Source organism: Allopusillimonas ginsengisoli, from assembly GCF_004153455.1.
In the GTDB taxonomy this organism is placed as follows: domain Bacteria; phylum Pseudomonadota; class Gammaproteobacteria; order Burkholderiales; family Burkholderiaceae_B; genus Allopusillimonas; species Allopusillimonas ginsengisoli.
In genome coordinates this window covers 17,895-38,504 of sequence record NZ_SDQE01000012.1, presented here as the reverse complement: position 1 = coordinate 38,504, position 20,610 = coordinate 17,895, and the positions used below count along the sequence as shown (strand labels likewise).

Sequence of the window (20,610 nt, the reverse complement as noted above, 5' to 3'; positions counted from 1 at the left end):
ACAATGCCATGGATATTGACTCCCGTCTGTTGCGCTATTTTGTGGCGGTTGCCGAGGAACTCAGCTTCAGCCGGGCGGCCATCCGGCTGCATATCTCGCAGCCACCGCTCAGCTATGCGATCAAGCAACTGGAAGAAGCCCTGAATGCGCAACTGCTGCTGCGCAACAGCCGTCAGGTCACGCTCACGCCCGCCGGTCGTGCGCTGTACAAAGAAGCCGTATTTCTCTTGCGCCGCAGTGCAGACCTGCATGGCCTGATTTCCCGCATCGACGCAGGCCTGCAAGGGCAGATCAAGATTGGTTTTGTGGGTTCCATGCTGTATCGAGGCCTGCCTGATGTCCTCAAGCAGTGTCAGGCCAGCTATCCTGCGGTGGAACATGCCCTGCTGGAACTGAACTCCGCGGAACAGATAGAACTGGTGGCGCGGGGCGGCATCGATATCGGCTTCATCCATGCCAATCCCGTACCCGATGACGTCCAGTGCGCGGAACTGTCCGTAGAGCCCTTTTCCCTCTGCGTTCCGCGCGCACATCGCCTGGCCGGCAAACAGCGCGTCAAGCTGGCTGAACTCGCCGACGAGGACTTTATCTTTTTTTCACGCGCCTTTTCGCCGGTGTATTACGAAACCCTGCTGGCCATGTGCCTGGACGCCGGCTTCCTGCCCAAGGTCAAGTACGAGTCGCGACATTGGCTCAGCGTTACCTCTCTGGTCTCGCAGAACATGGGCGTATCGCTGGTACCTGCCTGCCTGTCGCGCAGCGGCATGTCAGGCATTCGTTTTCTGTCATTTCGGCATCGGCAAAAATCCGTCACCAGCCTGATCTGGTCAGCCACGCCTTCGTCACGCATCAAAGACAATCATGTTGCCTTGATACGAAAGGCCTATGCCAGGCAGGCGCCTGCGGATGCCAGCGTGCCCGCCTCCCCATAGCAGGGCAGGCGGGCGCAGCCCACTGCCCAGAAAGTCCAAAGGATGCGGGACGCCGAGTGCGGCTCAGGCCTATCGGGCAGCCAGGACTTTTCCGAGCGACTTGCCGAATTCGGTGGCATTCTTGAATCCGATGACGCGCGGATCATCCAGTTGCCGACCTTGCGCGTCAAAGAAAATAATGCCCGGCGGGCCGAACAGCTTGAAGCGTTTGAGCAATGCCCGGTCTTCCTGCGTGTTCTTGGTGACATCAGCCTGGACCAACAGCATTTGGGACATCTGCTGTGCCACAGCCGGGTCGCTGAAGGTAAAACGTTCCATCTCTATGCACGACACGCACCAGTCGGCGTAGAAATCCAGCATGACAGGCCGATCCGTGCTGGCCAGCAGGCTGTCAAGTTCCCCTACGTTGCGCACCTGCGTGAATCGCGACTTAACCGCCTGCGACAACGTGGCGTTGTCCACCCCGGTGCCCGCTCCGGCCGTCCGCATTCCCGATGACTGCGCCACAAGCGGCGCCAGCGGCCTCAGGACGTCTCGCCCGCCCGCCGCCAGGCCCACCACCAGCATCAACGCCCACAAGGCCAGCAGCAGCCCCAACGCCTTGCGGAAGTACGCCCAAACCTTGCTGTCCTCTGCCACACTGTCAAAGGCTCCGAGCATCACGGCGCCCCAGACCGCCAGCAACGCCCAGCCCAGCATGGTGAGCCAGGTCGGCAATATCGACTGCACCATCCACCATGCGGTCGCCAGCAACAGAATGCCAAACAGCCGCTTGATGCCTTCCATCCACGCGCCCGCCTTGGGCAGCAACATCCCGGAAGAGGCACCCACCGCCAGCAGCAGCAGCCCTTCGCCCCAGGCCAGGGCGAACAGGGCCGAACCGCCCAGCACCACGTCGCCGGTCTGGGAAATGAACAGCAACACGCCTGCCAACGGAGCAGCCACGCAGGGGCCCACAATCAGCGCGGAAAGCATCCCCATGACAAACGCGCCGCCATAATGGCCGCCAGGAATCCTGGACATCCGCTCATTGAGCGCGCTCTGCATTCCTGTCGGTGCCTGCAGCGTAAAGACATCAAACATGGCCAACGCTAGCAGCGCCAGCAAAACCGCGAACAGCGCGAGTACCCAAGGTGTCTGCAGCCATGCGGCCAGCCCGGCGCCCACCAGGCCTGCCGCGACCCCCAGCGCGGTATATACCAGCGACATACCCAGCACAAAGACAGCTGCCAGCGATACGCCGCGCCAGCGCGATACCTTTTTGTCAGACCCTGCGGTACCCGCCAGAATCGCCAGCAGAATAGGCACCATGGGCAGGACACACGGCGTAAAAGAGAGCAACAGCCCCAGCAACAGGCACAGCAGAATGATCTGCACCCACCCGGCATCACCCAGATAGGCTGCCAGCCCCGTATCGCCAAGATCGAGCGCGCCTGACAGGCTGGGCTGCGCTGTGGATGCAGCGCCTGACGCAAGCTGCTTCTGCGGGGCCGGCGCGGGCACGCTGTCTACCACCCCCGCGCCGCTGGCCTGATAGCCCCCCGCAACCGGCGCCAGCGTAATCTCGCGCGTATCCGGGGGATAGCATAAACCGGCGTCGGCACACCCCTGGCTGGTGATGGCAAGCTTGAAAGGCTGATCCACCCCGGCCTGAAGCGGCAAGCGAACCGTTATCTGATCGTGATAGACCTCCAGGTCTTCCTCGAAGGTCGGATCATATTTGACGATGCCATCCGGAAACACCGGTGTTCCCATTGCGGTTGCGGCGGAATCAGGATCCGCCGCAAATTCGAATCGCGTCCGATACATGTAGTATCCGGGCGCGATGGCAAAGTGAACCGACAGCTCGTCTGGCGTCTGCGTGGCAGCCGAGAACACAAAAGCCTGTGCAGGGTCGAGAAAATCGTCTTCGGAGAGCGCAGCGCCAGCAGCCTGCATCCAGCCCGCGGCCAACACCAGCAGCAGTAGCAGCAGCGTCTTGACCCCGCGCACCACCCCGGATAACGCTGTATGGAACATCTTTACATCCTTTGTATAGCGATCTGCTTCATGTTTCGTGCCGGCCCGGTGGATGCGCTGCACCCGTCTGCTCGCGTACCCAAGCCAGGTAATCCGGGCTACCGCCGCAAACAGGCAATACCAGGACCTCGGGCACCTCGTAGGGATGAAGCTGCCTGAATCGTTCTACCAGCGCACAGGCCCGCGCAGCGCTGGTTTTCATGACAATGGGGATTTCTTCCGCCCCCTCGAGCCGGCCTTCCCACATGTACATGGACACGCCGGGCGCGCCAAGGTTCACGCAGGCTGCGTAATGTTCTTCGACCAGCACATGCGCAATGCGCTTGGCCAGCAAGAGATCGGGGGCATTGCCAAGAATGATCACAACATCATCGCAGGACTGCAACGCAGCCCCCGCCGGGAAAGATGCAGCCGTTGCCGCCCCCGACAGGGGGTGCGCAGAAGAGACGGAGGCGTCCCTCGCTGGCTGTTCGTGCTGGCCGGAGGCGGAGGGAGAATCTTCGTTCACGGGATCAGATCCTGAGGTATGGCTTGCTCACAAGCATTGTACCTATAAACAGGATTCGCTCCGCGGCCGCTGCTGTAGTTATGCCGCGCGTCTGAAGGCACGGGGTGTCTTGCCGAAAAGCGCCTTGAACTCTCGGGAGAAGTGCGAGCTGTCCGAGAACCCGCAACTGACGGCGATGTCGGTGATGGCGTCCGGTGTGTTCGTTACCCGCCATTTTCCATACTGCAAGCGCAGCATGCGATGTACGGCCGCCGGCGTCATGTTCAAGGCCGATTTGAAAATTCGCTCCAGTTGCCGCCTGCCGACCCCCACATGCGCGGCAATATCGCTGACCGCGGGCAGATCGTCTATACGCTGCTCGATGTAATAAACAGCCTTGTGTACACGCGGGTCTGCCACGTTGTCCAGGTCTATATAGAAGTGCGCCTGCGGCAGGCGCGCCGGGCGGATTGAGTAAAGCATCATATGGCGCAGCGCTTGCTGCGCCTTGTCACGCCCATAATGACGCGTCAGCAAGTGCAGCGCCAGATCAATGGCAGCCGTAGACCCGGCACAAGTGATCAGGCGGCCTGCATCAATGAACAGATAATCGACCTTGCACTTGATAGTAGGAAACAGCTGCTGAAAAGTACTGATGACGTTCCAGTGCACACACACGGCATGCTGGCCCACCAGGCCAGCATAGGCAATGGCAAATGTGCCCGTGCAAATACCCAGCAAGGTGACGCCGGCTTCGTGCGCGCGAACCAGCCACCGAGACAGCTTGGTTGAGTAATTGGTGTTGGTGTAGCTGTTTCCGCCACAAACCGCGATGTAATCAAAATCGAGCACATCCTGGAGATCAGCCAGCTCGCTGTGCAATGTGCCCGCGCTCGAACGCCTAGTTTCACCATCCACGCTCATGACCGTCCAGCTGATCAGAATCTGCCGGCTTTGCCCGCCGTAGTCCGAGGCCAGGCGCAACACGTCCAGAAAGCCGGCAAAGGCCGTCAGCGTGAATTCGTCGAGCAGCACGACCCCGACCCGTAACGGGCTGAGCGCAGTCGTCGAATGGCCAGGCAATCCCAAAGACTGGGTGGCAACGTCTGCCGACCTGTTGTGGTGTTCCTTTGTTTGCATCACAAACCTCTTTGATGTCGTAACTATACTGTTTTTTGTCTTAAATATTCAATTTCTTCATGCTTATTCCTTGCAATATGAACACTGCAACAGCGAGTACATGTATCAGTCTGTGAAGAGTACAAACTCAACGGCATGATCGGCGCCCGCAGGCGCTTATGGAGACACATATATGACTAGAATATCTTTCGGGATTGCCCCCAAACTCACGCTGGCTGCCACGATCGTGGCATTGCTTCCCGCTCTGGCCTCGGCCGATGAAATTCGCGTGGCCTGGTATGGCGGGAGCTGGGGCGACGCTTTTCAAACGTGTATTGCCGATCCCTTTACCAAGGCAACCGGTATCAAGGTCGTACCTGAAATAGGCACGTCGAACACCACCATCGCAAAACTGCGCCAGCAACAGAACAATCCCGTCATCGACGTTGCCTTTCTGGATGGCGGTATTAGTGAACTGGCCGAGGCTGATGGACTACTGCGCCCACTGGACGACAGCGCCATACCCAATCTCAACCAGCTCCAGCAATCCGCGGTATATAAGAATGCCGCCGGCGAAACCTTTGCAGCCAGCGCTGGCTACTACTCTCTTGGCATCGCCTACAACAAAAAAGAAATCCCCGAACCACCCACGTCATGGGAAGCACTTTGGAACGATGACTATGCAGGAGCGGTCACTGTACCTTCACCTGCCAATTCTTCCGGCATCCCGTTTATCGTATTTCTTGCGTCAATATGGGATACGCCTTTGAGCAATCTGGACCCCGTCTATCAAAAGCTGGCCAAGCTAGACGTTTCGTCCTATTTTGACAGTTCCGGCGCCGCCAGCAATTCATTCCAATCAGGCGAAGCCATCATTGGCGCGCACTTTAATGTTGCCGCATGGAGCCTCGCAGACAAAGGGCTTCCCATTGGATTTGCGGTTCCCAAAGAAGGCGTATGGGCCACCGATGCACGCGTGCATCTTGTCAAAGGCTCCCCGGCTCAGGCCAACGCGGAAAAATTCATCAATCAGGCTGCCACGCCCGAATCGTCCCAGTGCCTGGCTCACACGCTTTATCTTGGTCCCGCAGTCCAGGGCGTGCAGGTTGATGATCAGGTTGCCGAGAAAATGCCTTGGGGCAAAGATGGCGATATTTCCAGCCTGAACCTGCTGGATTGGGGAGAAATCAACACCCAGCGCAGCGCCATTACCGACGCCTGGAACCGCCAGGTCGCTCGACAGTGACACCTTCGCGGCGCATGAACGCATAACTCGGTAAAAGCCGCCCGCGCCAAGGCTGGCGGCCCCTCAGCCGAGGATTGCGTCGTTGCCCGACCTGCGCCCCTTACGAACACCTGCAATCGCTCCAACGGAATACTCCACGATATGGCTGCCTTACTCTCCGTCCAGAACGTTTCCAAAACCTTCCAACGCAAATTCAAGGCTCTGAAGGACGTCAGCCTGGAGGTTGGTCATGGGGAATTCGTGGCGCTGCTTGGCCCCAGCGGCTGCGGTAAGACAACGCTTCTTGCGACGCTGGCCGGATTTCTTCAGCCTGACATTGGCAGCGTTTTCATCGAAGGTCAGAACGTTACGCATCTGCCGCCTCACAAACGCACCCTGAACACCGTATTCCAGAGCTACGCCCTGTTTCCTCATATGACCGTGCTCGACAACGTGGCCTACGGCCCACTACGCAGCGGCGCACGCAAGACAGAAGCGCGCGCACGCGCCCATGAGTCGCTGGAAATGGTCGGGCTGGATCATCTGGCGGATCGCTATCCAGCTCAGATGTCTGGAGGGCAGCGCCAACGCGTCGCGCTGGCCAGAGCCATCGTGAACCGCCCAAAGCTTTTGCTGTTGGACGAACCCTTGTCCGCCCTGGATTTGAAGTTGCGTAAACGCATGCAGCTTGAACTGAAGGCTTTGCAGGAAAAGCTGGCCATCTCATTCGTGTTTGTGACTCACGACCAAGAAGAAGCCATGGCCATGGCGGATCGTATCGTGGTGATGAATCAAGGCGTCATCGAACAAATAGGAACGGGTGACGAGATCTACAAGAAACCCTCCACACGCTTTGTGGCGGACTTTATCGGTGACGCCAATCTGCTTGAGTGCGAACGCGACGGTCACCTATGGCGGTTGCAATGCTGCGGCTTGCCAGCCGGAAAACTGAATCATCAGGCCCAGCCTGACGGCGCAACCGCAACGAATAGCGTTGTCGCGATGGTACGGCCTGAAGACATCTCGCTGTCCCGCACTCGCTTATCCGAACAACATGAAGCGCTGACGGCGACGGTGGTGGATTTGATCAGTATCGGCAGCTATACCACCGTGTATCTGAACCTGAACGACACGCGCATAGAAGCCCGCCGTTTGGGTGCCAATGACTTGGCTCTGAAACGTGGCGACACCGTCTACCTGGGATTGCCCATGCAGTACATCCATTTAGTCGGAGCGTGAAATGCCACGCAACGCCTCTACTATCTTAAAACTGATAGCGCTGCCGCTGCTGTTTTTTTCTGTTTTCTTTCTGGTGCCGCTCGGCGTGGTGCTGGTGTCCAGCTTGCTGGATAAAAGCTCGGCGCAGCCCAGCCTGATCAACTACATAAGCATCCTCGCAGACGGTTACCACTGGGAGGTGATTCTGACCACGTTCCGCCTGGGGTTATCGACCACTGCGATTTGCCTGCTATTGGCCTACCCCTTGGCCTGGTATCTGGTTCGCATCGTACGCTCCAGCGCCTGGCGACGCCTTTGCATCATCATCCTTATTCTGCCGCTGTTCACGAGCAACATCGTACGTTCCTTCGGGTGGATGGTGATGCTGGGACGCACAGGCATGGTTAACGACATCCTGCGCAGCCTTGGCCTGATCGAACGGCCCGTACGCTTCATCGGTACTGAGCTCGGCATATTGATTGGCCTGGTGTATATATTGCTGCCTTTCGCGGTGTTATCCATAGGCACGGCGTTGTCAAGAATGGATAAATCGCTGGAGCGCGCCTCACAGGATCTGGGTGCGACATCAGGGCAAACGTTCTTTCATGTAACGCTTCCATTATCCCTGCCAGGCGTCGCCTCGGGCGCCATCATGGTCTTTGCGCTGGCAGTGAGTGCTTATGTCACGCCAGCGCTGCTGTCGGGCGGAAAAGTCACGGTGTTGTCCATGCTCATCTATCAACAGTACAGCACAGTATTCAATTTCAACTATGGCGGTGCACTCAGCATTGTCCTGCTGGCACTCACGCTTACGCTCGTCGGCATTGCAAACCACTTAGGCCGCGTCAGGGGAGAGCGCTGATATGGCGACGCGTATCGTTATTCGTATCATTGCGCTTGCGTCAATACTGTTCCTGATGACGCCACTCGGTGTCATCATCGGCGCATCGCTTACAGATACATCGTACCTGCGGTTCCCTCCCGAAGGCTGGACCTTCAAATGGTATGCCGCCGTGTTGGCAGACGCGACCTACATCAACTCTTTCGCGCTCAGCACGCTGTTAGCCTTTTGTGCCACGGCGCTCGCCATCGTATTGGCTATCCCAAGCGCCTTGGCCATTGCCCGGTATGACTTTCCAGGAAAAGCCCTATTGGCGTCGGTATTGTCAGCGCCCATGGTGCTTCCGTATTTGGTGCTGGGCTCCGCTTTGCTGCAGTTTACCGGCTACCTGGGCTTTTCCCAGACATTCGCCGCCCTGCTGGTAGGGCATCTGCTCATCGTGACGCCGTTCGTGCTCAAGTCATTGTCCGGGCTGCTGACACGTGACCACATTGAGCTGGAGCGCGCGTCCGCCGACCTCGGGGCAACGCCTTGGACGACATTCCGCCTGGTCACACTCCCCTTGATGAAACCGGGCCTTATTTCGGGTGCCATCTTCGGCTTTATCACTTCGTGGATCAACGTGGAGCTGTCCATGTTCAACACAACAGCCGTACTGAACACCATTCCCGTACAGCTTTTCAACTACGTACAGTACTCAGTGGATCCATCGATTGCGGCCGTATCCGCCATCACCATCTTCATTTCCATCTTTGTCATTATCGTCCTGGACCTTGTTGTCGGCCTCGACGTGTTCTCGGACAAGCAACAAAGCGATTAAAACCGCAGGAGAATCTAGCATGAAACAACAGGATGTCTTTGATGTCATCTATACCCATACCGAAGGGGAGCCTTTGTGCATTATTCACAGTGGCATTCCGTACCCACTTAATACAACCGTACTTGAAAAGCGACAGTTCCTTGCGGACAACTACGACTGGGTACGCAAAGCATTGATGCGCGAACCCCGGGGACACAACGACATGTTCGGCGTATTTCTGACGCCGCCCTCCAGCCCCGAGTTCGATGCAGGGCTGATTTACATCGATGGTCAGACCTATTCTCATATGTGTGGCCATGGCACCATTGCGGTGGCCATGGCGATGGTTGCCCTTGGCATTGTGCAACGCAATCCCAATGGCAAAACCACTATTCGATTCGAGACAACTGCCGGGCTGGTGGTTGCCGAAGTCGAATCCGACGGCGATACGGTACTTACAACCAAGTTCGAAAACGTGCCAGCCTATGTTGAAGTACAGGATTTGCCGGTTTCCTTGCCCGGCTACGGCGACGTAAAGGCGGATATTGTCTGGGGCGGCAACTACTTTGGCATTATGGATTTATCGAAAACCTCTTTACGCATCGCACCCGACAACGGCAGCGAGCTGATCAGAATGGGTCTGATTGCACGCGAGCAAATCAATGCGCAGTACAAAATCCAACACCCGACCCAAAAGCATATTACTGACTTGAACTTTGTCACCTTTTGGCATGACCCCACCTTGTCGGGTGCCATGTACAAGAACGTACATGTATTCAGTGCCGGGCAACTGGATCGGTCTCCAGGCGGGACCGGTACCAGCGCAATGATGGCGATGTTCGAAGCACGTGGCGAACTTGGGCTGAATCAACCGATTAAATCCGAGGGGCTGCTTGGTACGGGTACGTTTGAAGGCTGCCTGTTGGGTGAAGTCGACCTGAACGGCAAACGGGGGGTACGCCCGACCGTCAAAGGCACCGCCAGTATTCTAGGCACCGCGCGCTGGGTGATTGATCGCAATGATCCGGTAGGGGCTGGTTTCATGGTGCGATAAACCGCTGTCCGCGTGTGGCAAGCGGCAGCATAATCTTAGGCTGCAAGAAAACAAAAACGGACCCGCAGGTCCGTTTTTCGCTGCGCCAGGGTCTTGCCCTGGCTGCATCACCGATTACTCGGCGTCTTGCTCTTCGACTTCGGGGCGGTCGACCAGTTCCATGAATGCCATGGGAGCGTTGTCGCCTTGACGGAAACCCATCTTGAGCACACGGGTATAACCGCCGTTGCGCTCTTTGTAGCGGGGGCCGATTTCGGCGAACAGCTTGACCACGGCATCGCGGTCGCGCAGACGGGCGAACGCCAGGCGCTTGTTGGCCAGCGTGGGTTCCTTGCCGAGCGTGATCAGAGGCTCTACGACGCGGCGCAGTTCCTTGGCCTTGGGCAAAGTGGTTTTGATGGCTTCGTGGGTAAGCAGCGAGACGGCCATGTTGCGGAACATGGCAAGACGGTGGCTGCTGGTGCGATTGAGTTTACGTAGACCGCTGCGGTGACGCATGATGTTTTCCTTTGAATCTATAAAGCGGAATGTTTCCGCGGTAAGCCGGCTCTTCTATCAGCAATGCTGCGGGCCAGGTGAGGGTCGGGATTTTAGCACAGGCTGGCCGGCTGCCTGCTGAGCGCAGGAGGCCGGCAGCTTGTTATCAGGGGCGTTCGAGACCCAGAGGAGGCCAGTTCTCGAGCTTCATACCCAAGGTCAGGCCGCGTGCAGCCAAGACTTCCTTGATTTCGTTGAGCGACTTGCGCCCCAGGTTCGGCGTCTTGAGCAGCTCGTTTTCGGTGCGCTGGATCAGGTCGCCAATGTAGTAAATGTTTTCGGCCTTGAGGCAGTTGGCCGAACGTACGGTCAGTTCGAGGTCGTCCACAGGACGCAGCAGCACCGGATCGATCTGTTGTTGGCGGCCGCTGGCAGGCTGAGAATCGAAGGAGTTATCGGCACCTTCGAGCGCGGCAAAGACGGAGATCTGGTCCATCAGGATGCGGGCCGACTGGCGAACCGCTTCTTCGGGCGAAATCACGCCATTGGTTTCGATATCCAGCACCAGCTTGTCGAGGTCGGTACGCTGCTCCACACGAGCGCTTTCGACAGCGTAGCTGACGCGGCGCACGGGGCTGTAGGAAGCATCCAGCACAATGCGGCCGATGGTGTGGGTGCGGTCGTCCGACAGCGCGCGCACATTGCCCGGCACATAGCCACGGCCCTGTTCAACCTTGATCTGCATTTCGAGCTTGCCGGCGTCGGTCAGCGTGGCGATGACATGATCAGGATTGATGATCTCGACGTCGTGCGGCAGTTCGATATCGCTGGCCAGTACCACGCCCTGGCCCTGCTTGCGCAGCACCAGCGTGACTTCCTCGCGGTTGTGCAGTTTGAACACCACGCCCTTCAGGTTCAAGAGAATGTCGACCACGTCTTCGCGCACGCCAGCCACCGTTGAGTACTCGTGCACCACGCCCGTCATCTGGACTTCGGTGGGCGCATAGCCGGTCATGGACGACAGAAGAATACGACGCAGGGCATTGCCCAGTGTGTGGCCGTAGCCGCGTTCGAAAGGCTCCATGACGACCTTGGCGTGGTTCTTGCCAGCGGGTTCGACTTCAATGGAGCGAGGCTTGAGAAAACCTTGAGACATGAATATTCCTTTTCAATACCCTCGGCTCGTTACACCGATAAGGCTGATGGAAGTCCGGCATTGGCTGCCGGGAGGACAAAAGCACAGCGAAAGCCGCCGGATGCGCGATAGCGCACCCGGCGGGTAAAACGGTGCCAATTAGCGCGAATACAATTCGACGACCATCGACTCGTTGATATCGCGAGCGACGTCAGCGCGGTCGGGCACTTGCTTGAAGGTGCCACTCAGCTTGCTGGTGTCGACTTCTACCCACTGGGGCAGGCCTTGGCCGGTGGCCAGGTCCAGCGCTTCGCGGATACGAAGTTGCGATTTGGCTTTTTCGCGAATCGAAATCACATCGCCAGCCTTGACCAGCATGGATGCGATGTCGGCGGTGTGGCCGTTCAGTTCGATGGCGCGGTGGTTCACCAGCTGACGTGCCTCAGCGCGGGTGGAGCCAAAGCCCATGCGGTATACGACGTTGTCCAGACGCGATTCCAGCAGTTGAATCAGGGTCTCGCCGGTGTTGCCACGGCGACGCTCAGCTTCAACAAAATACTTGCGGAACTGCTTTTCCAGAACGCCGTACATGCGTTTGAGTTTTTGCTTCTCGCGCAGCTGCAGGCCGAAATCCGACGTGCGAGCGCCCGAAGTGCGGCCATGCTGGCCGGGCTTGGATTCGAGCTTGCACTTCGAATCCAGCGAACGGCGGGCGCTCTTCAGAAACAGATCAGTACCCTCGCGACGCGAGAGCTTGCATTTAGGTCCAATATAACGTGCCAAGATGCTTCCCCTTAGATGCGACGACGCTTGGGCGGACGGCAGCCGTTATGCGGAACCGGCGTGATGTCCGAAATGCTGGAAATCTTGATACCCAGCGCATTCAGAGCACGCACCGACGACTCGCGGCCGGGACCGGGGCCCTTGATGCGAACTTCGAGTGTTTTGATGCCGTATTCCATCGCGACGCGGCCTGCGGATTCAGCGGCGACCTGCGCTGCGAACGGCGTGGATTTGCGCGAGCCCTTGAAGCCGGCGCCACCAGACGTTGCCCAGGACAAGGCATTGCCCTGGCGATCGGTAATCGTAATGATCGTGTTGTTGAAGGACGCATGAACGTGCGCAATGCCGTCCGATACGCTCTTCTTGATTTTCTTGCGAACGCGCGAAGCGCCGCTGTTGGAAGCTTTCGCCATCTTCTAATCCTCGATTATTTCTTCAGGGAAGCAGCAGCGCGACGCGGGCCCTTGCGGGTGCGGGCGTTGGTACGTGTGCGTTGACCGCGCACGGGCAGGCCGCGTTTATGGCGCAGACCCCGGTACGTTCCCAGATCGATCAACCGCTTGATCGACAGTTGTACTTCACGACGCAAATCACCCTCGACCGTGAACACACCTACATGTTCGCGAATGCGCTCGAGCTCGGCGTCGGTCAAATCCTTGACTTTCTTGGAAAGCTCGATGCCTGCGGATTCGCAAATCTTGCGAGCGCGGGTACGACCAATGCCAAAAATCGCGGTCAGTCCGATTTCGGCGTGTTGATGCGGCGGAATGTTAATGCCAGCAATACGGGCCATGACTTTTCCTTGTTAAATCCGTTGCGCCCGGCCTTAGCCTTGGCGCTGCTTATGACGTGGATCGGTGCATATTACGCGCACCACGCCGTGACGTTTAATGATCTTGCAGTAGCGGCAGATCCGCTTTACCGATGCCATTACCTTCATGGTTGACTCCTAGTTTCCTGTAACCGGTCGCTCATTTAGAGCGGAATACTATCCTGGCACGCGACAGGTCATAGGGCGTGAGCTCCACTGTAACCTTGTCACCCGGCAGGATCCGGATGTAATGCATGCGCATCTTGCCCGATATGTGGCCTAGCACTACATGGCCGTTTTCCAGCTTGACGCGAAAAGTTGCGTTAGGCAGGTTCTCGAGAACCTCTCCCTGCATTTGTATGACGTCGTCTTTTGCCATTCTCTTCTACCGCATTGGCAGCCCAGCGCCCTTGAAGTTAGCCTTCTTGAGCAGTGAGTCGTATTGGTGAGACATCATGTAAGCCTGGGCTTGAGCCATGAAATCCATGGTCACCACCACGATAATCAAAAGAGAAGTTCCACCAAAGTAGAACGGTACGTTCCACCGCGCCTGCATCAACTCTGGCAACAGGCAGACCACCGTAATATAGAGGGCGCCGGCCAGGGTTAATCGCATGAGTATCTTGTCGATATAGCGCGAGGTTTGTTCGCCTGGGCGAATGCCCGGAACGAACGCGCCGCTCTTCTTCAGGTTGTCTGCTGTTTCGCGGCTGTTGAACACCAGGGCCGTGTAGAAAAAGCAAAAGAAGATGATCAGTGCTGCATACAGCGTGATGTACAGGGGCTGCCCGGGCGACAACGCAGCGGCCATATCGCCCAGCCAACGCATGTTCGGATTGCTGGAAAACCAACTGGTTATCGTAGCCGGCAACAGAATGATCGACGAGGCGAAGATGGGCGGGATAACCCCGGACATGTTCAGCTTGAGCGGCAGATGCGAGCTCTGGCCGCCGTAGATCTTGTTGCCCACCTGGCGCTTGGCATAATTGACCGTTACCCGACGCTGGCCACGCTCGACAAACACCACGAAGTACGTAACCGCCACAACCAAGGCAAAGATGAACAGGGCCGACAGTATCGACATGGAGTCGGTGCGAACCAGGTCCAGCATTCCGGCCAGCGCGCTCGGCAATCCAGCAACGATACCCGCGAAGATCAGGATGGAAATACCATTGCCCAAGCCACGTTCGGTAATCTGCTCGCCCAGCCACATGATGAACATGGTGCCGGTTACCAGCGTCACGACGGTGGTAAAGCGGAACATCATGCCCAGATCAATGACCAGCCCCGGTTGGGATTCCAGTGCAACCGAAATGCCCACCGCCTGTATCAGCGCCAGGAACACCGTGCCGTAGCGCGTGTACTGCGTGATCTTGCGCCGCCCGGATTCGCCTTCTTTCTTGATGGCTTCCAGGGTAGGCACCACGACCGCCATCAACTGCATGATAATGGACGCCGAGATGTAGGGCATGATGCCCAGCGCAAATACGGAAAAACGCTCCAGTGCGCCGCCCGAGAACATGTTGAACAGGCCCAGAATACCGCTCTGGTTCTGGCGGAACATGTCGGCCAGGGCATCAGGGTTGATGCCCGGCACCGGGATATGCGTGCCCAGCCGGTAGACCACGAGGGCGAGGATCAGGAAAACGATGCGGCGCTTTAGATCGCCGTATCGTGGACCCGATTTTCCCTGAGCCTGAGCTTTAGCCACCGTAACCCCTTTTAAGCCAGCGAGCCACCGGCAGCTTCGATCGCGGCGCGAGCGCCTGCGGTCGCAGCAATACCGTTGAGCGTCACTTTGCGGGACAGCTCGCCCGACTTGATGACTTTCGCATAGCGTACCGATTGACCAATCACGCCGGCCTGCTTGAGCACCTGGACGTCGATTTCGTCGACGGGCAGGCGTTCCAGATCGGACAGGCGGACTTCGGCGGACAGGTGCTTGCCCAGAGGCGTAAAGCCACGTTTGGGCAGGCGGCGCTGCAGCGGCATTTGACCGCCTTCGAAACCAACCTTGTGGAAGCCGCCGGTACGGGACTTCTGACCTTTATGGCCGCGGCCGGCAGTTTTGCCCAGGCCCGAGCCAATGCCGCGACCAACGCGGCGGCGAGCGTGCTTGGCGCCCTCGGCCGGTTTCAGCGTATTGAGTTGAGTTTGTGACATCCCGATTCCTTTCAGGCTTCCGAGACGGTAACGAGGTAATCCACCTTGCGGATCATCCCACGCACCTCGGGTGTATCGTTCAACACACGGCTGCTGTTCAGGCGACGCAGGCCCAGGCCACGAACGGTGTCGCGGTGAGACTGCTTGGTGCCGATAACAGAGCGTACGAGCGTAACTTTAATTTGCTTCTGCGCCATGGTTTACCCCAGTATTTCTTCCACCGACTTGCCGCGCTTGGCAGCGATTTCGGAGGGCGTCGAGCAGGCGCGCAGACCATTCAGCGTTGCGCGGACCATGTTGTAGGGGTTGCTGGAGCCGAGGCTCTTGGCAACAACGTTACGTACACCCATGACTTCGAAGATGGCGCGCATCGGGCCGCCGGCGATAACGCCAGTACCTTCCGCGGCAGGCGAGATCAGCACTGTCGAAGCGCCGTGCTTGCCAACCACCGTGTGATGCAGGGTGCCGTTCTTGAGAGCGACCTTGACCAGACCGCGACGGGCCTGTTCCATTGCCTTTTGTACCGCAACAGGCACTTCGCGGGCCTTGCCCTTGCCCATGCCGATACGGCCGTCGCCATCGCCAACCACGGTCAGCGCTGCAAAGCTCATGGTGCGACCACCCTTGACCACTTTGCTGACGCGGTTGACCGCTATCATTTTTTCTCGCAGGCCGTCGTCGCGCTCTTGCTCGGCGGCGTGCTTGCCTTGTGCTTTAGCCATTTGCCTAATCCCTTGCTTAGAACTTCAAGCCGGCTTCACGCGCGGCGTCGGCCAGCGCCTTGACGCGGCCATGGTAACGGAAGCCCGAACGATCAAAGGCAACCAGCTCAACACCGGCCGCTTTTGCCTTTTCGGCAACGCGTTTGCCCACCAGGCTTGCAGCGGCAGCATTGCCGCCACTGGCCTTTTGATCGGCCAGCTCTTTGCGCACCTCGGGCTCGAGCGTCGAAGCGCTGACGAGCACGCGATCGCCTTCCGGCGAGATAATGTTTGCGTAAATATGCTGGTTGGAGCGGTAAACCGAGAGGCGATGTACACGCAGCTCGGAGATTTTCCGGCGAGTCGCAACCGCACGACGCAAACGGGAGATTTTCTTGTCCATAATTCGTCCTTGCCTGCGCGCTTATTTCTTCTTGGTTTCTTTGATGATGACGCGTTCGTCGGCGTAACGCACGCCCTTGCCCTTGTAGGGTTCGGGTTCGCGATAGGCACGAATCTCAGCAGCCACCTGGCCAACAATCTGCTTGTTGGCACCCTTGATGACGATCTCGGTCTGAGTGGGACACTCGACCTTGATGCCAGCGGGCATGCTGTGAACGATGTCATGCGAAAAACCAAGCTGCAACTTGAGCGCGTCACCCTGGACCTGCGCGCGGAAACCCACGCCCACCAGGTTGAGCCTGCGCTCGAAGCCCTTGCTGACGCCCGTTACCATATTGGCAACCAATGCGCGCACTGTACCCGACATGGCTTTGGCATGGCGGGAATCGTTGGCAACAGCAAAAGACAGCTGACCGTCTTCCTGGCGGACGACGACGTCGCCCGTCAGCGCTTGTGTCAGGGTACCCAGAGGGCCCTTGACGGAAATCTGGCCGGCACTGATCGTGGCTTCGACACCCTGAGGCACCGGTACGGGATATTTAGCAATACGTGACATATGATTCTCCTTATGCCACGTAGCACAGTACTTCGCCGCCCACGCCATTGGCGCGCGCCTTGCGATCAGTCATGACACCACGCGGCGTCGACACGATGGCCACACCCAGACCGTTCATAACCTGGGGGATGGACTTGCTACCCTTGTAGATACGAAGCCCGGGGCGCGAAACGCGGTCGATACGCTCGATGACCGGACGGCCAGCGTAGTACTTGAGGGTGATTTCCAGCACAGGCTTGGCCTGGTCGCCGGTAATCTGGAAACTATCGATATAGCCTTCATCCTGCAGCACGGCAGCAATGGCTGCCTTCAGCTTGGAGGAGGGCATGCTGACCGACGTCTTGTTGACCTGTTGCGCATTGCGCAGGCGGGTCAACATGTCGGCGATGGGATCGCTCATGCTCATGTGTATTTCTCCTACCAGCTAGCTTTGGTCATGCCCGGCACTTCGCCACGCAGCGCCATTTCGCGCAGCTTGTGACGAGTGAGTCCGAACTTGCTGAAAACGCCACGCGAACGGCCGGTCACGACGCAGCGATTGCGCTGGCGGGTCGGGTTTGCATTGCGCGGCAGTTTTTGCAGTTGCAGGCGAGCCTGGTAGCGTTCTTCGTCCGACTTGGATTGGTCGTCGATGACAGCCTTCAGGGCAGCACGCTTTGCAGCGAATTTTTCTGCCAGTTTGACGCGTTTGATATCGCGATTGATGAGTGAAAGTTTAGCCACGTCATCGCCCCTTAGTTGCGGAACGGGAAACTGAAGGCGGACAGCAATGCCTTGGCTTCCTCGTCGGTCTCGGCGGTGGTGGTGATGCTGATGTTCATGCCACGCACTGCGTCGATCTTGTCGTATTCGATTTCAGGGAAAATGATTTGCTCTTTAACCCCGATGTTGTAGTTGCCGCGCCCGTCGAATGCACGACCGGAAATCCCGCGGAAGTCACGTACACGCGGCAGCGCCACGGAAACCAGGCGGTCCAGGAATTCGTACATGCGCTGGCCACGCAGGGTGACCATGCAGCCGATGGGATAGTTCTCGCGGATCTTGAAACCGGCGATAGCCTTGCGCGTTTTGGTGACGACAGGCTTCTGGCCGGAGATCTTGGTGAGATCGGAAACGGCGTGCTCAATGACCTTTTTGTCGGCCACGGCTTCGGACACACCCATGTTCAGGGTGATCTTGGTGATGCGTGGCACTTGCATGACGCTCTTGTAGCCAAACTTGGCTTGGAGGTCGGCCATGACTTTGCTGCGGTAAAACTCTTGTAAACGAGCCATGTTCTTCGCCCCTTAAGCCTTGGCGCCAACGACTGCGCCGTTGGAACGGAATACACGGACCTTGTTGCCGTCCACTTCCTTGATGGCGACCCGCTCGCCCTTGCCGGACTCGGGGTTATAGACGGCCACATTGGAAATGTGAATAGGCATGGTCTTGTCGATGATGCCGCCCTGCGTGCCAGCCATGGGATTGGCCTTGACGTGCTTCTTGACGACATTGATGCCTTCGACCAGCACGTGGTCAGCGTCAACACGCTGAATGACGGTGCCCCGACGCTTTTTGTCGCGACCGGTCAGGATGATGACCTCGTCGCCCTTACGGATTTTTTCCATGGTTTGCTCCTTACAGCACTTCGGGAGCCAGGGACACGATCTTCATGAACTTTTCTGTACGCAGCTCGCGCGTGACAGGTCCGAAGATACGCGTGCCGATGGGTTCCAGCTTGGCGTTGAGCAGCACGGCGGCGTTGCCGCCGAACTTGATCAGCGAACCGTCTTTACGGCGAACGCCCTTAGCGGTACGCACCACTACTGCGTTGTAAATTTCGCCTTTTTTGACGCGCCCGCGGGGGGCCGCATCCTTGACACTCACTTTGATGATGTCACCGATAGCGGCATAACGGCGCTTGGAGCCGCCCAACACCTTGATGCACATGATTGAACGTGCACCTGTGTTGTCGGCCACGTTCAGCGTGGTCTGCATTTGGATCATGATTTTTCCTGTTCCAACTTAGTTGTATGAGCAGCCAAGCGATGGCAGCCGCACACAACCAGTTTTGGTCCCGTCAGGCTTTCGGGCTAATGCCCTTCCACCCTGGGTTGAAATCTTGCTAAAAAACTCGCGTGTGATACCTTGCCGGCCGCATGAAGCAGCGCAATGCTCTTGAAAGAGCTCGCCAGGCCGCCCCAATAGGTTTTTGCCAGCAAGTCCAATATGGTATTCTAATTTTTGACCTCTTGCAAGCAACAAAGCCGGCCAATTGGCAAGGGTGTCGCGTTTTGGCTGCGCATGCCAACAAGTTCACTGCCGGTGCATAATGCGAATATAACTTACCACAGGAGCTAGGAAGCTGTATGTACGAGACATTGGCATTATATATAGATGGTGAATTTATCGAAGGCGGCGGCCGCCGCACCGAAGAGGTCACCAACCCCTCCACACTGGAAGTGCTCGGGCAACTGCCGCATGCCACCACTGCCGATCTGGATCGCGCCCTGGCCGCCGCCGAGCGGGCCTTTCAAACCTGGCGCCACAGTTCTCCCATGCTGCGCGGCGAAATCCTGCGCAAGGTCGGCCAGCTCTCCCGCGACCGCGCCAATGACATCGGGCGCAATCTTACGCTGGACCAAGGCAAACCGCTGGCCGAGGCCGTGGGCGAAATCATCTCCTGCGCCGACCACTGCGACTGGCACGCCGAAGAATGCCGCCGCATCTATGGGCGCGTGATCCTGCCCCGCAGCCCCGAAGTCCGTCAGCTGGTGCTGCGCGAGCCCATTGGCGTGTGCGCCGCCTTCACGCCCTGGAATTTCCCGTATAACCAGGCCATCCGCAAGATTTGCGCCGCGATCGGCGCCGGCTGCACCATCATCCTGAAAGGCCCCGAAGACTCTCCCAGCGCCGTCATGGCCATCGCCCGCATGTTCCACGACGCGGGCCTGCCTCCCGGCGTGCTGAATATCGTCTGGGGCGTCCCCAGCGAAGTCTCGGACTACCTGATTCGCTCGCCTATCGTGCGCAAAGTGTCTTTTACCGGCTCTGTGCCGGTTGGCAAGCACCTGGCCTCGCTGGCCGGCGCCCACATGAAACGCGTCACCATGGAGCTTGGCGGGCATTCGCCGGTGCTGGTGTTCGACGACGCCGACATCAACCGCGCCGCCAAGATGCTGGCCAAGTTCAAGGTTCGCAACGCTGGCCAGGTGTGCGTCTCGCCCACACGCTTTTATGTCCAGGAAGCCGCCTACGACCAATTTCTGGAAGCCTTTGTGAACACGCTCAAGTCGGTGAAGGTCGGCGACGGCCTCGACCCCGACACGCAAATGGGCCCGCTGGCGCATGAGCGCCGGGTGCCCACCATGACCAAATTCGTGGAAAATGCGGTCGACCGCGGCGGCAAGGTTGTGCTGGGCGGCGAAGTTTTGGACCGCCCTGGCCATTTCTTCTCGCCCACCGTGATCACCGATCTTCCCGAAGACGCCATGCTGATGACCGAAGAACCCTTCGGCCCGCTTGCCCCCATTGTGCGCTTCTCGGATACCGACGAAGTCATCCGCCGCGCCAACTCGCTCCCGTTCGGGCTGTCTTCGTACGTGTTCACCAACTCGCTGCAAACCGCCACCCGGGTATCCAACGACCTGGAGTCCGGCATGGTCAATATCAACCACTTTGGCAGCGCCCTGCCCGAAACGCCCTTCGGCGGCGTCAAGGATAGCGGCATCGGCAGCGAAGGCGGCGCCGAAACCTTCGACAGCTACCTGGTCACCAAGTTTGTAACGCACGTCTAAGCCTGCCCGCCGCCCCCCACCCACCGCGCCCCGTTCGGCGCGGTTTTTTTTATAGGTAGAAACCCGCTCTTTCAAACTTGCCCGTAGCCGCGTACAGTTCAAACAAACGTTT

The 20,610-nt window shown here is 58.2% G+C and carries 28 protein-coding genes; 7 read left to right on the top strand and 21 right to left on the bottom strand.

What is annotated here, in order from left to right; all coding sequences use genetic code 11:
* The first annotated feature begins 8 nt into the window (after positions 1 to 8).
* Positions 9 to 932, top strand: a complete 924-nt coding sequence (locus ERE07_RS17505; RefSeq protein WP_209021179.1) for a LysR family transcriptional regulator — start codon at positions 9 to 11, stop codon at positions 930 to 932.
* 69 nt (positions 933 to 1,001) lie between these two features.
* On the opposite strand, the gene dsbD is transcribed toward ERE07_RS17505, so the two are convergent.
* The 3 genes from dsbD to ERE07_RS17490 form a co-directional block, all read right to left on the bottom strand.
* Entirely contained in the window at positions 1,002 to 2,951 is a 1,950-nt protein-coding gene (dsbD, locus tag ERE07_RS17500) for a protein-disulfide reductase DsbD (RefSeq protein ID WP_130010343.1), read from the bottom strand.
* A 28-nt stretch (positions 2,952 to 2,979) separates the two neighbouring features.
* Positions 2,980 to 3,336 carry a divalent-cation tolerance protein CutA gene (gene cutA, locus ERE07_RS17495; RefSeq protein ID WP_130010440.1) on the bottom strand — a complete coding sequence of 119 codons (357 nt, stop codon included), beginning with the start codon at positions 3,334 to 3,336 and terminating at the stop codon, positions 2,980 to 2,982.
* Positions 3,337 to 3,537: 201 nt separating this feature from the next.
* Complete coding sequence (locus ERE07_RS17490) at positions 3,538 to 4,578, bottom strand: GlxA family transcriptional regulator (RefSeq protein WP_130010342.1); 1,041 nt, start codon at positions 4,576 to 4,578, stop codon at positions 3,538 to 3,540.
* A gap of 172 nt (positions 4,579 to 4,750) precedes the next feature.
* Here ERE07_RS17490 and ERE07_RS17485 point away from each other — a divergent pair, with 172 nt between their 5' ends.
* The 5 genes from ERE07_RS17485 (at position 4,751) to ERE07_RS17465 (ending at position 9,694) form a co-directional block, all read left to right on the top strand.
* Complete coding sequence (locus tag ERE07_RS17485; protein WP_130010341.1) at positions 4,751 to 5,803, top strand: ABC transporter substrate-binding protein; 1,053 nt, start codon at positions 4,751 to 4,753, stop codon at positions 5,801 to 5,803.
* Between the two features lie 141 nt (positions 5,804 to 5,944).
* Positions 5,945 to 7,021 carry an ABC transporter ATP-binding protein gene (locus tag ERE07_RS17480; RefSeq protein ID WP_130010340.1) on the top strand — a complete coding sequence of 359 codons (1,077 nt, stop codon included), beginning with the start codon at positions 5,945 to 5,947 and terminating at the stop codon, positions 7,019 to 7,021.
* 1 nt (position 7,022) lies between these two features.
* Positions 7,023 to 7,862 carry an ABC transporter permease gene (locus ERE07_RS17475; RefSeq protein WP_130010339.1) on the top strand — a complete coding sequence of 280 codons (840 nt, stop codon included), beginning with the start codon at positions 7,023 to 7,025 and terminating at the stop codon, positions 7,860 to 7,862.
* A 1-nt stretch (position 7,863) separates the two neighbouring features.
* Positions 7,864 to 8,661 carry an ABC transporter permease gene (locus ERE07_RS17470; protein ID WP_130010338.1) on the top strand — a complete coding sequence of 266 codons (798 nt, stop codon included), beginning with the start codon at positions 7,864 to 7,866 and terminating at the stop codon, positions 8,659 to 8,661.
* Between the two features lie 19 nt (positions 8,662 to 8,680).
* Positions 8,681 to 9,694, top strand: a complete 1,014-nt coding sequence (locus ERE07_RS17465) for a proline racemase family protein (protein ID WP_130010337.1) — start codon at positions 8,681 to 8,683, stop codon at positions 9,692 to 9,694.
* A 114-nt stretch (positions 9,695 to 9,808) separates the two neighbouring features.
* Here ERE07_RS17465 and rplQ read toward each other — a convergent pair whose 3' ends face one another.
* The 18 genes from rplQ to rplN form a co-directional block, all read right to left on the bottom strand.
* Positions 9,809 to 10,192 carry a 50S ribosomal protein L17 gene (gene rplQ / locus ERE07_RS17460; RefSeq protein ID WP_130010336.1) on the bottom strand — a complete coding sequence of 128 codons (384 nt, stop codon included), beginning with the start codon at positions 10,190 to 10,192 and terminating at the stop codon, positions 9,809 to 9,811.
* 145 nt (positions 10,193 to 10,337) lie between these two features.
* Positions 10,338 to 11,327, bottom strand: a complete 990-nt coding sequence (locus tag ERE07_RS17455) for a DNA-directed RNA polymerase subunit alpha (protein ID WP_130010335.1) — start codon at positions 11,325 to 11,327, stop codon at positions 10,338 to 10,340.
* A gap of 138 nt (positions 11,328 to 11,465) precedes the next feature.
* Complete coding sequence (rpsD, locus tag ERE07_RS17450) at positions 11,466 to 12,089, bottom strand: 30S ribosomal protein S4 (protein ID WP_130010334.1); 624 nt, start codon at positions 12,087 to 12,089, stop codon at positions 11,466 to 11,468.
* Positions 12,090 to 12,100: 11 nt separating this feature from the next.
* On the bottom strand, positions 12,101 to 12,502 hold the full coding sequence (gene rpsK / locus ERE07_RS17445; RefSeq protein ID WP_130010333.1) for a 30S ribosomal protein S11: 402 nt from the start codon (positions 12,500 to 12,502) through the stop codon (positions 12,101 to 12,103).
* Positions 12,503 to 12,516: 14 nt separating this feature from the next.
* Positions 12,517 to 12,882, bottom strand: a complete 366-nt coding sequence (rpsM, locus tag ERE07_RS17440) for a 30S ribosomal protein S13 (RefSeq protein ID WP_130010332.1) — start codon at positions 12,880 to 12,882, stop codon at positions 12,517 to 12,519.
* A 33-nt stretch (positions 12,883 to 12,915) separates the two neighbouring features.
* The gene (gene rpmJ / locus ERE07_RS17435) at positions 12,916 to 13,029 is read right to left on the bottom strand and encodes a 50S ribosomal protein L36 (RefSeq protein ID WP_130010331.1); all 114 of its coding nucleotides are present in this window, start codon (positions 13,027 to 13,029) and stop codon (positions 12,916 to 12,918) included.
* 31 nt (positions 13,030 to 13,060) lie between these two features.
* Positions 13,061 to 13,279, bottom strand: coding sequence for a translation initiation factor IF-1 (gene infA / locus ERE07_RS17430; protein ID WP_009523889.1), 219 nt, complete (start codon positions 13,277 to 13,279; stop codon positions 13,061 to 13,063).
* A gap of 6 nt (positions 13,280 to 13,285) precedes the next feature.
* Positions 13,286 to 14,611 (bottom strand): preprotein translocase subunit SecY, encoded by a 1,326-nt coding sequence (secY, locus tag ERE07_RS17425; RefSeq protein WP_130010330.1) that lies wholly within the window; start codon positions 14,609 to 14,611, stop codon positions 13,286 to 13,288.
* Between the two features lie 11 nt (positions 14,612 to 14,622).
* Complete coding sequence (gene rplO, locus ERE07_RS17420) at positions 14,623 to 15,063, bottom strand: 50S ribosomal protein L15 (RefSeq protein ID WP_130010329.1); 441 nt, start codon at positions 15,061 to 15,063, stop codon at positions 14,623 to 14,625.
* Between the two features lie 11 nt (positions 15,064 to 15,074).
* Entirely contained in the window at positions 15,075 to 15,260 is a 186-nt protein-coding gene (gene rpmD, locus ERE07_RS17415; RefSeq protein WP_130010328.1) for a 50S ribosomal protein L30, read from the bottom strand.
* Between the two features lie 3 nt (positions 15,261 to 15,263).
* Positions 15,264 to 15,785: a 30S ribosomal protein S5 gene (rpsE, locus tag ERE07_RS17410; RefSeq protein WP_130010327.1), complete on the bottom strand. Its 522-nt coding sequence runs from the start codon at positions 15,783 to 15,785 to the stop codon at positions 15,264 to 15,266.
* Positions 15,786 to 15,801: 16 nt separating this feature from the next.
* Positions 15,802 to 16,167: a 50S ribosomal protein L18 gene (gene rplR / locus ERE07_RS17405; protein ID WP_130010326.1), complete on the bottom strand. Its 366-nt coding sequence runs from the start codon at positions 16,165 to 16,167 to the stop codon at positions 15,802 to 15,804.
* Positions 16,168 to 16,188: 21 nt separating this feature from the next.
* A complete protein-coding gene (gene rplF / locus ERE07_RS17400) occupies positions 16,189 to 16,722 on the bottom strand; it encodes a 50S ribosomal protein L6 (RefSeq protein WP_130010325.1) in 534 nt (177 codons plus the stop codon).
* 10 nt (positions 16,723 to 16,732) lie between these two features.
* Positions 16,733 to 17,128 (bottom strand): 30S ribosomal protein S8, encoded by a 396-nt coding sequence (rpsH, locus tag ERE07_RS17395; protein ID WP_130010324.1) that lies wholly within the window; start codon positions 17,126 to 17,128, stop codon positions 16,733 to 16,735.
* Between the two features lie 11 nt (positions 17,129 to 17,139).
* Complete coding sequence (gene rpsN, locus ERE07_RS17390; RefSeq protein ID WP_130010323.1) at positions 17,140 to 17,445, bottom strand: 30S ribosomal protein S14; 306 nt, start codon at positions 17,443 to 17,445, stop codon at positions 17,140 to 17,142.
* 11 nt (positions 17,446 to 17,456) lie between these two features.
* Positions 17,457 to 17,996 carry a 50S ribosomal protein L5 gene (rplE, locus tag ERE07_RS17385; RefSeq protein ID WP_130010322.1) on the bottom strand — a complete coding sequence of 180 codons (540 nt, stop codon included), beginning with the start codon at positions 17,994 to 17,996 and terminating at the stop codon, positions 17,457 to 17,459.
* A 12-nt stretch (positions 17,997 to 18,008) separates the two neighbouring features.
* Entirely contained in the window at positions 18,009 to 18,329 is a 321-nt protein-coding gene (gene rplX / locus ERE07_RS17380; protein WP_130010321.1) for a 50S ribosomal protein L24, read from the bottom strand.
* Positions 18,330 to 18,339: 10 nt separating this feature from the next.
* The gene (gene rplN, locus ERE07_RS17375) at positions 18,340 to 18,708 is read right to left on the bottom strand and encodes a 50S ribosomal protein L14 (protein WP_130010320.1); all 369 of its coding nucleotides are present in this window, start codon (positions 18,706 to 18,708) and stop codon (positions 18,340 to 18,342) included.
* A gap of 362 nt (positions 18,709 to 19,070) precedes the next feature.
* On the opposite strand from rplN, the gene ERE07_RS17370 reads away from it, so the two are divergent.
* Entirely contained in the window at positions 19,071 to 20,498 is a 1,428-nt protein-coding gene (locus ERE07_RS17370) for an NAD-dependent succinate-semialdehyde dehydrogenase (RefSeq protein WP_130010319.1), read from the top strand.
* Positions 20,499 to 20,610 lie beyond the last annotated feature (112 nt).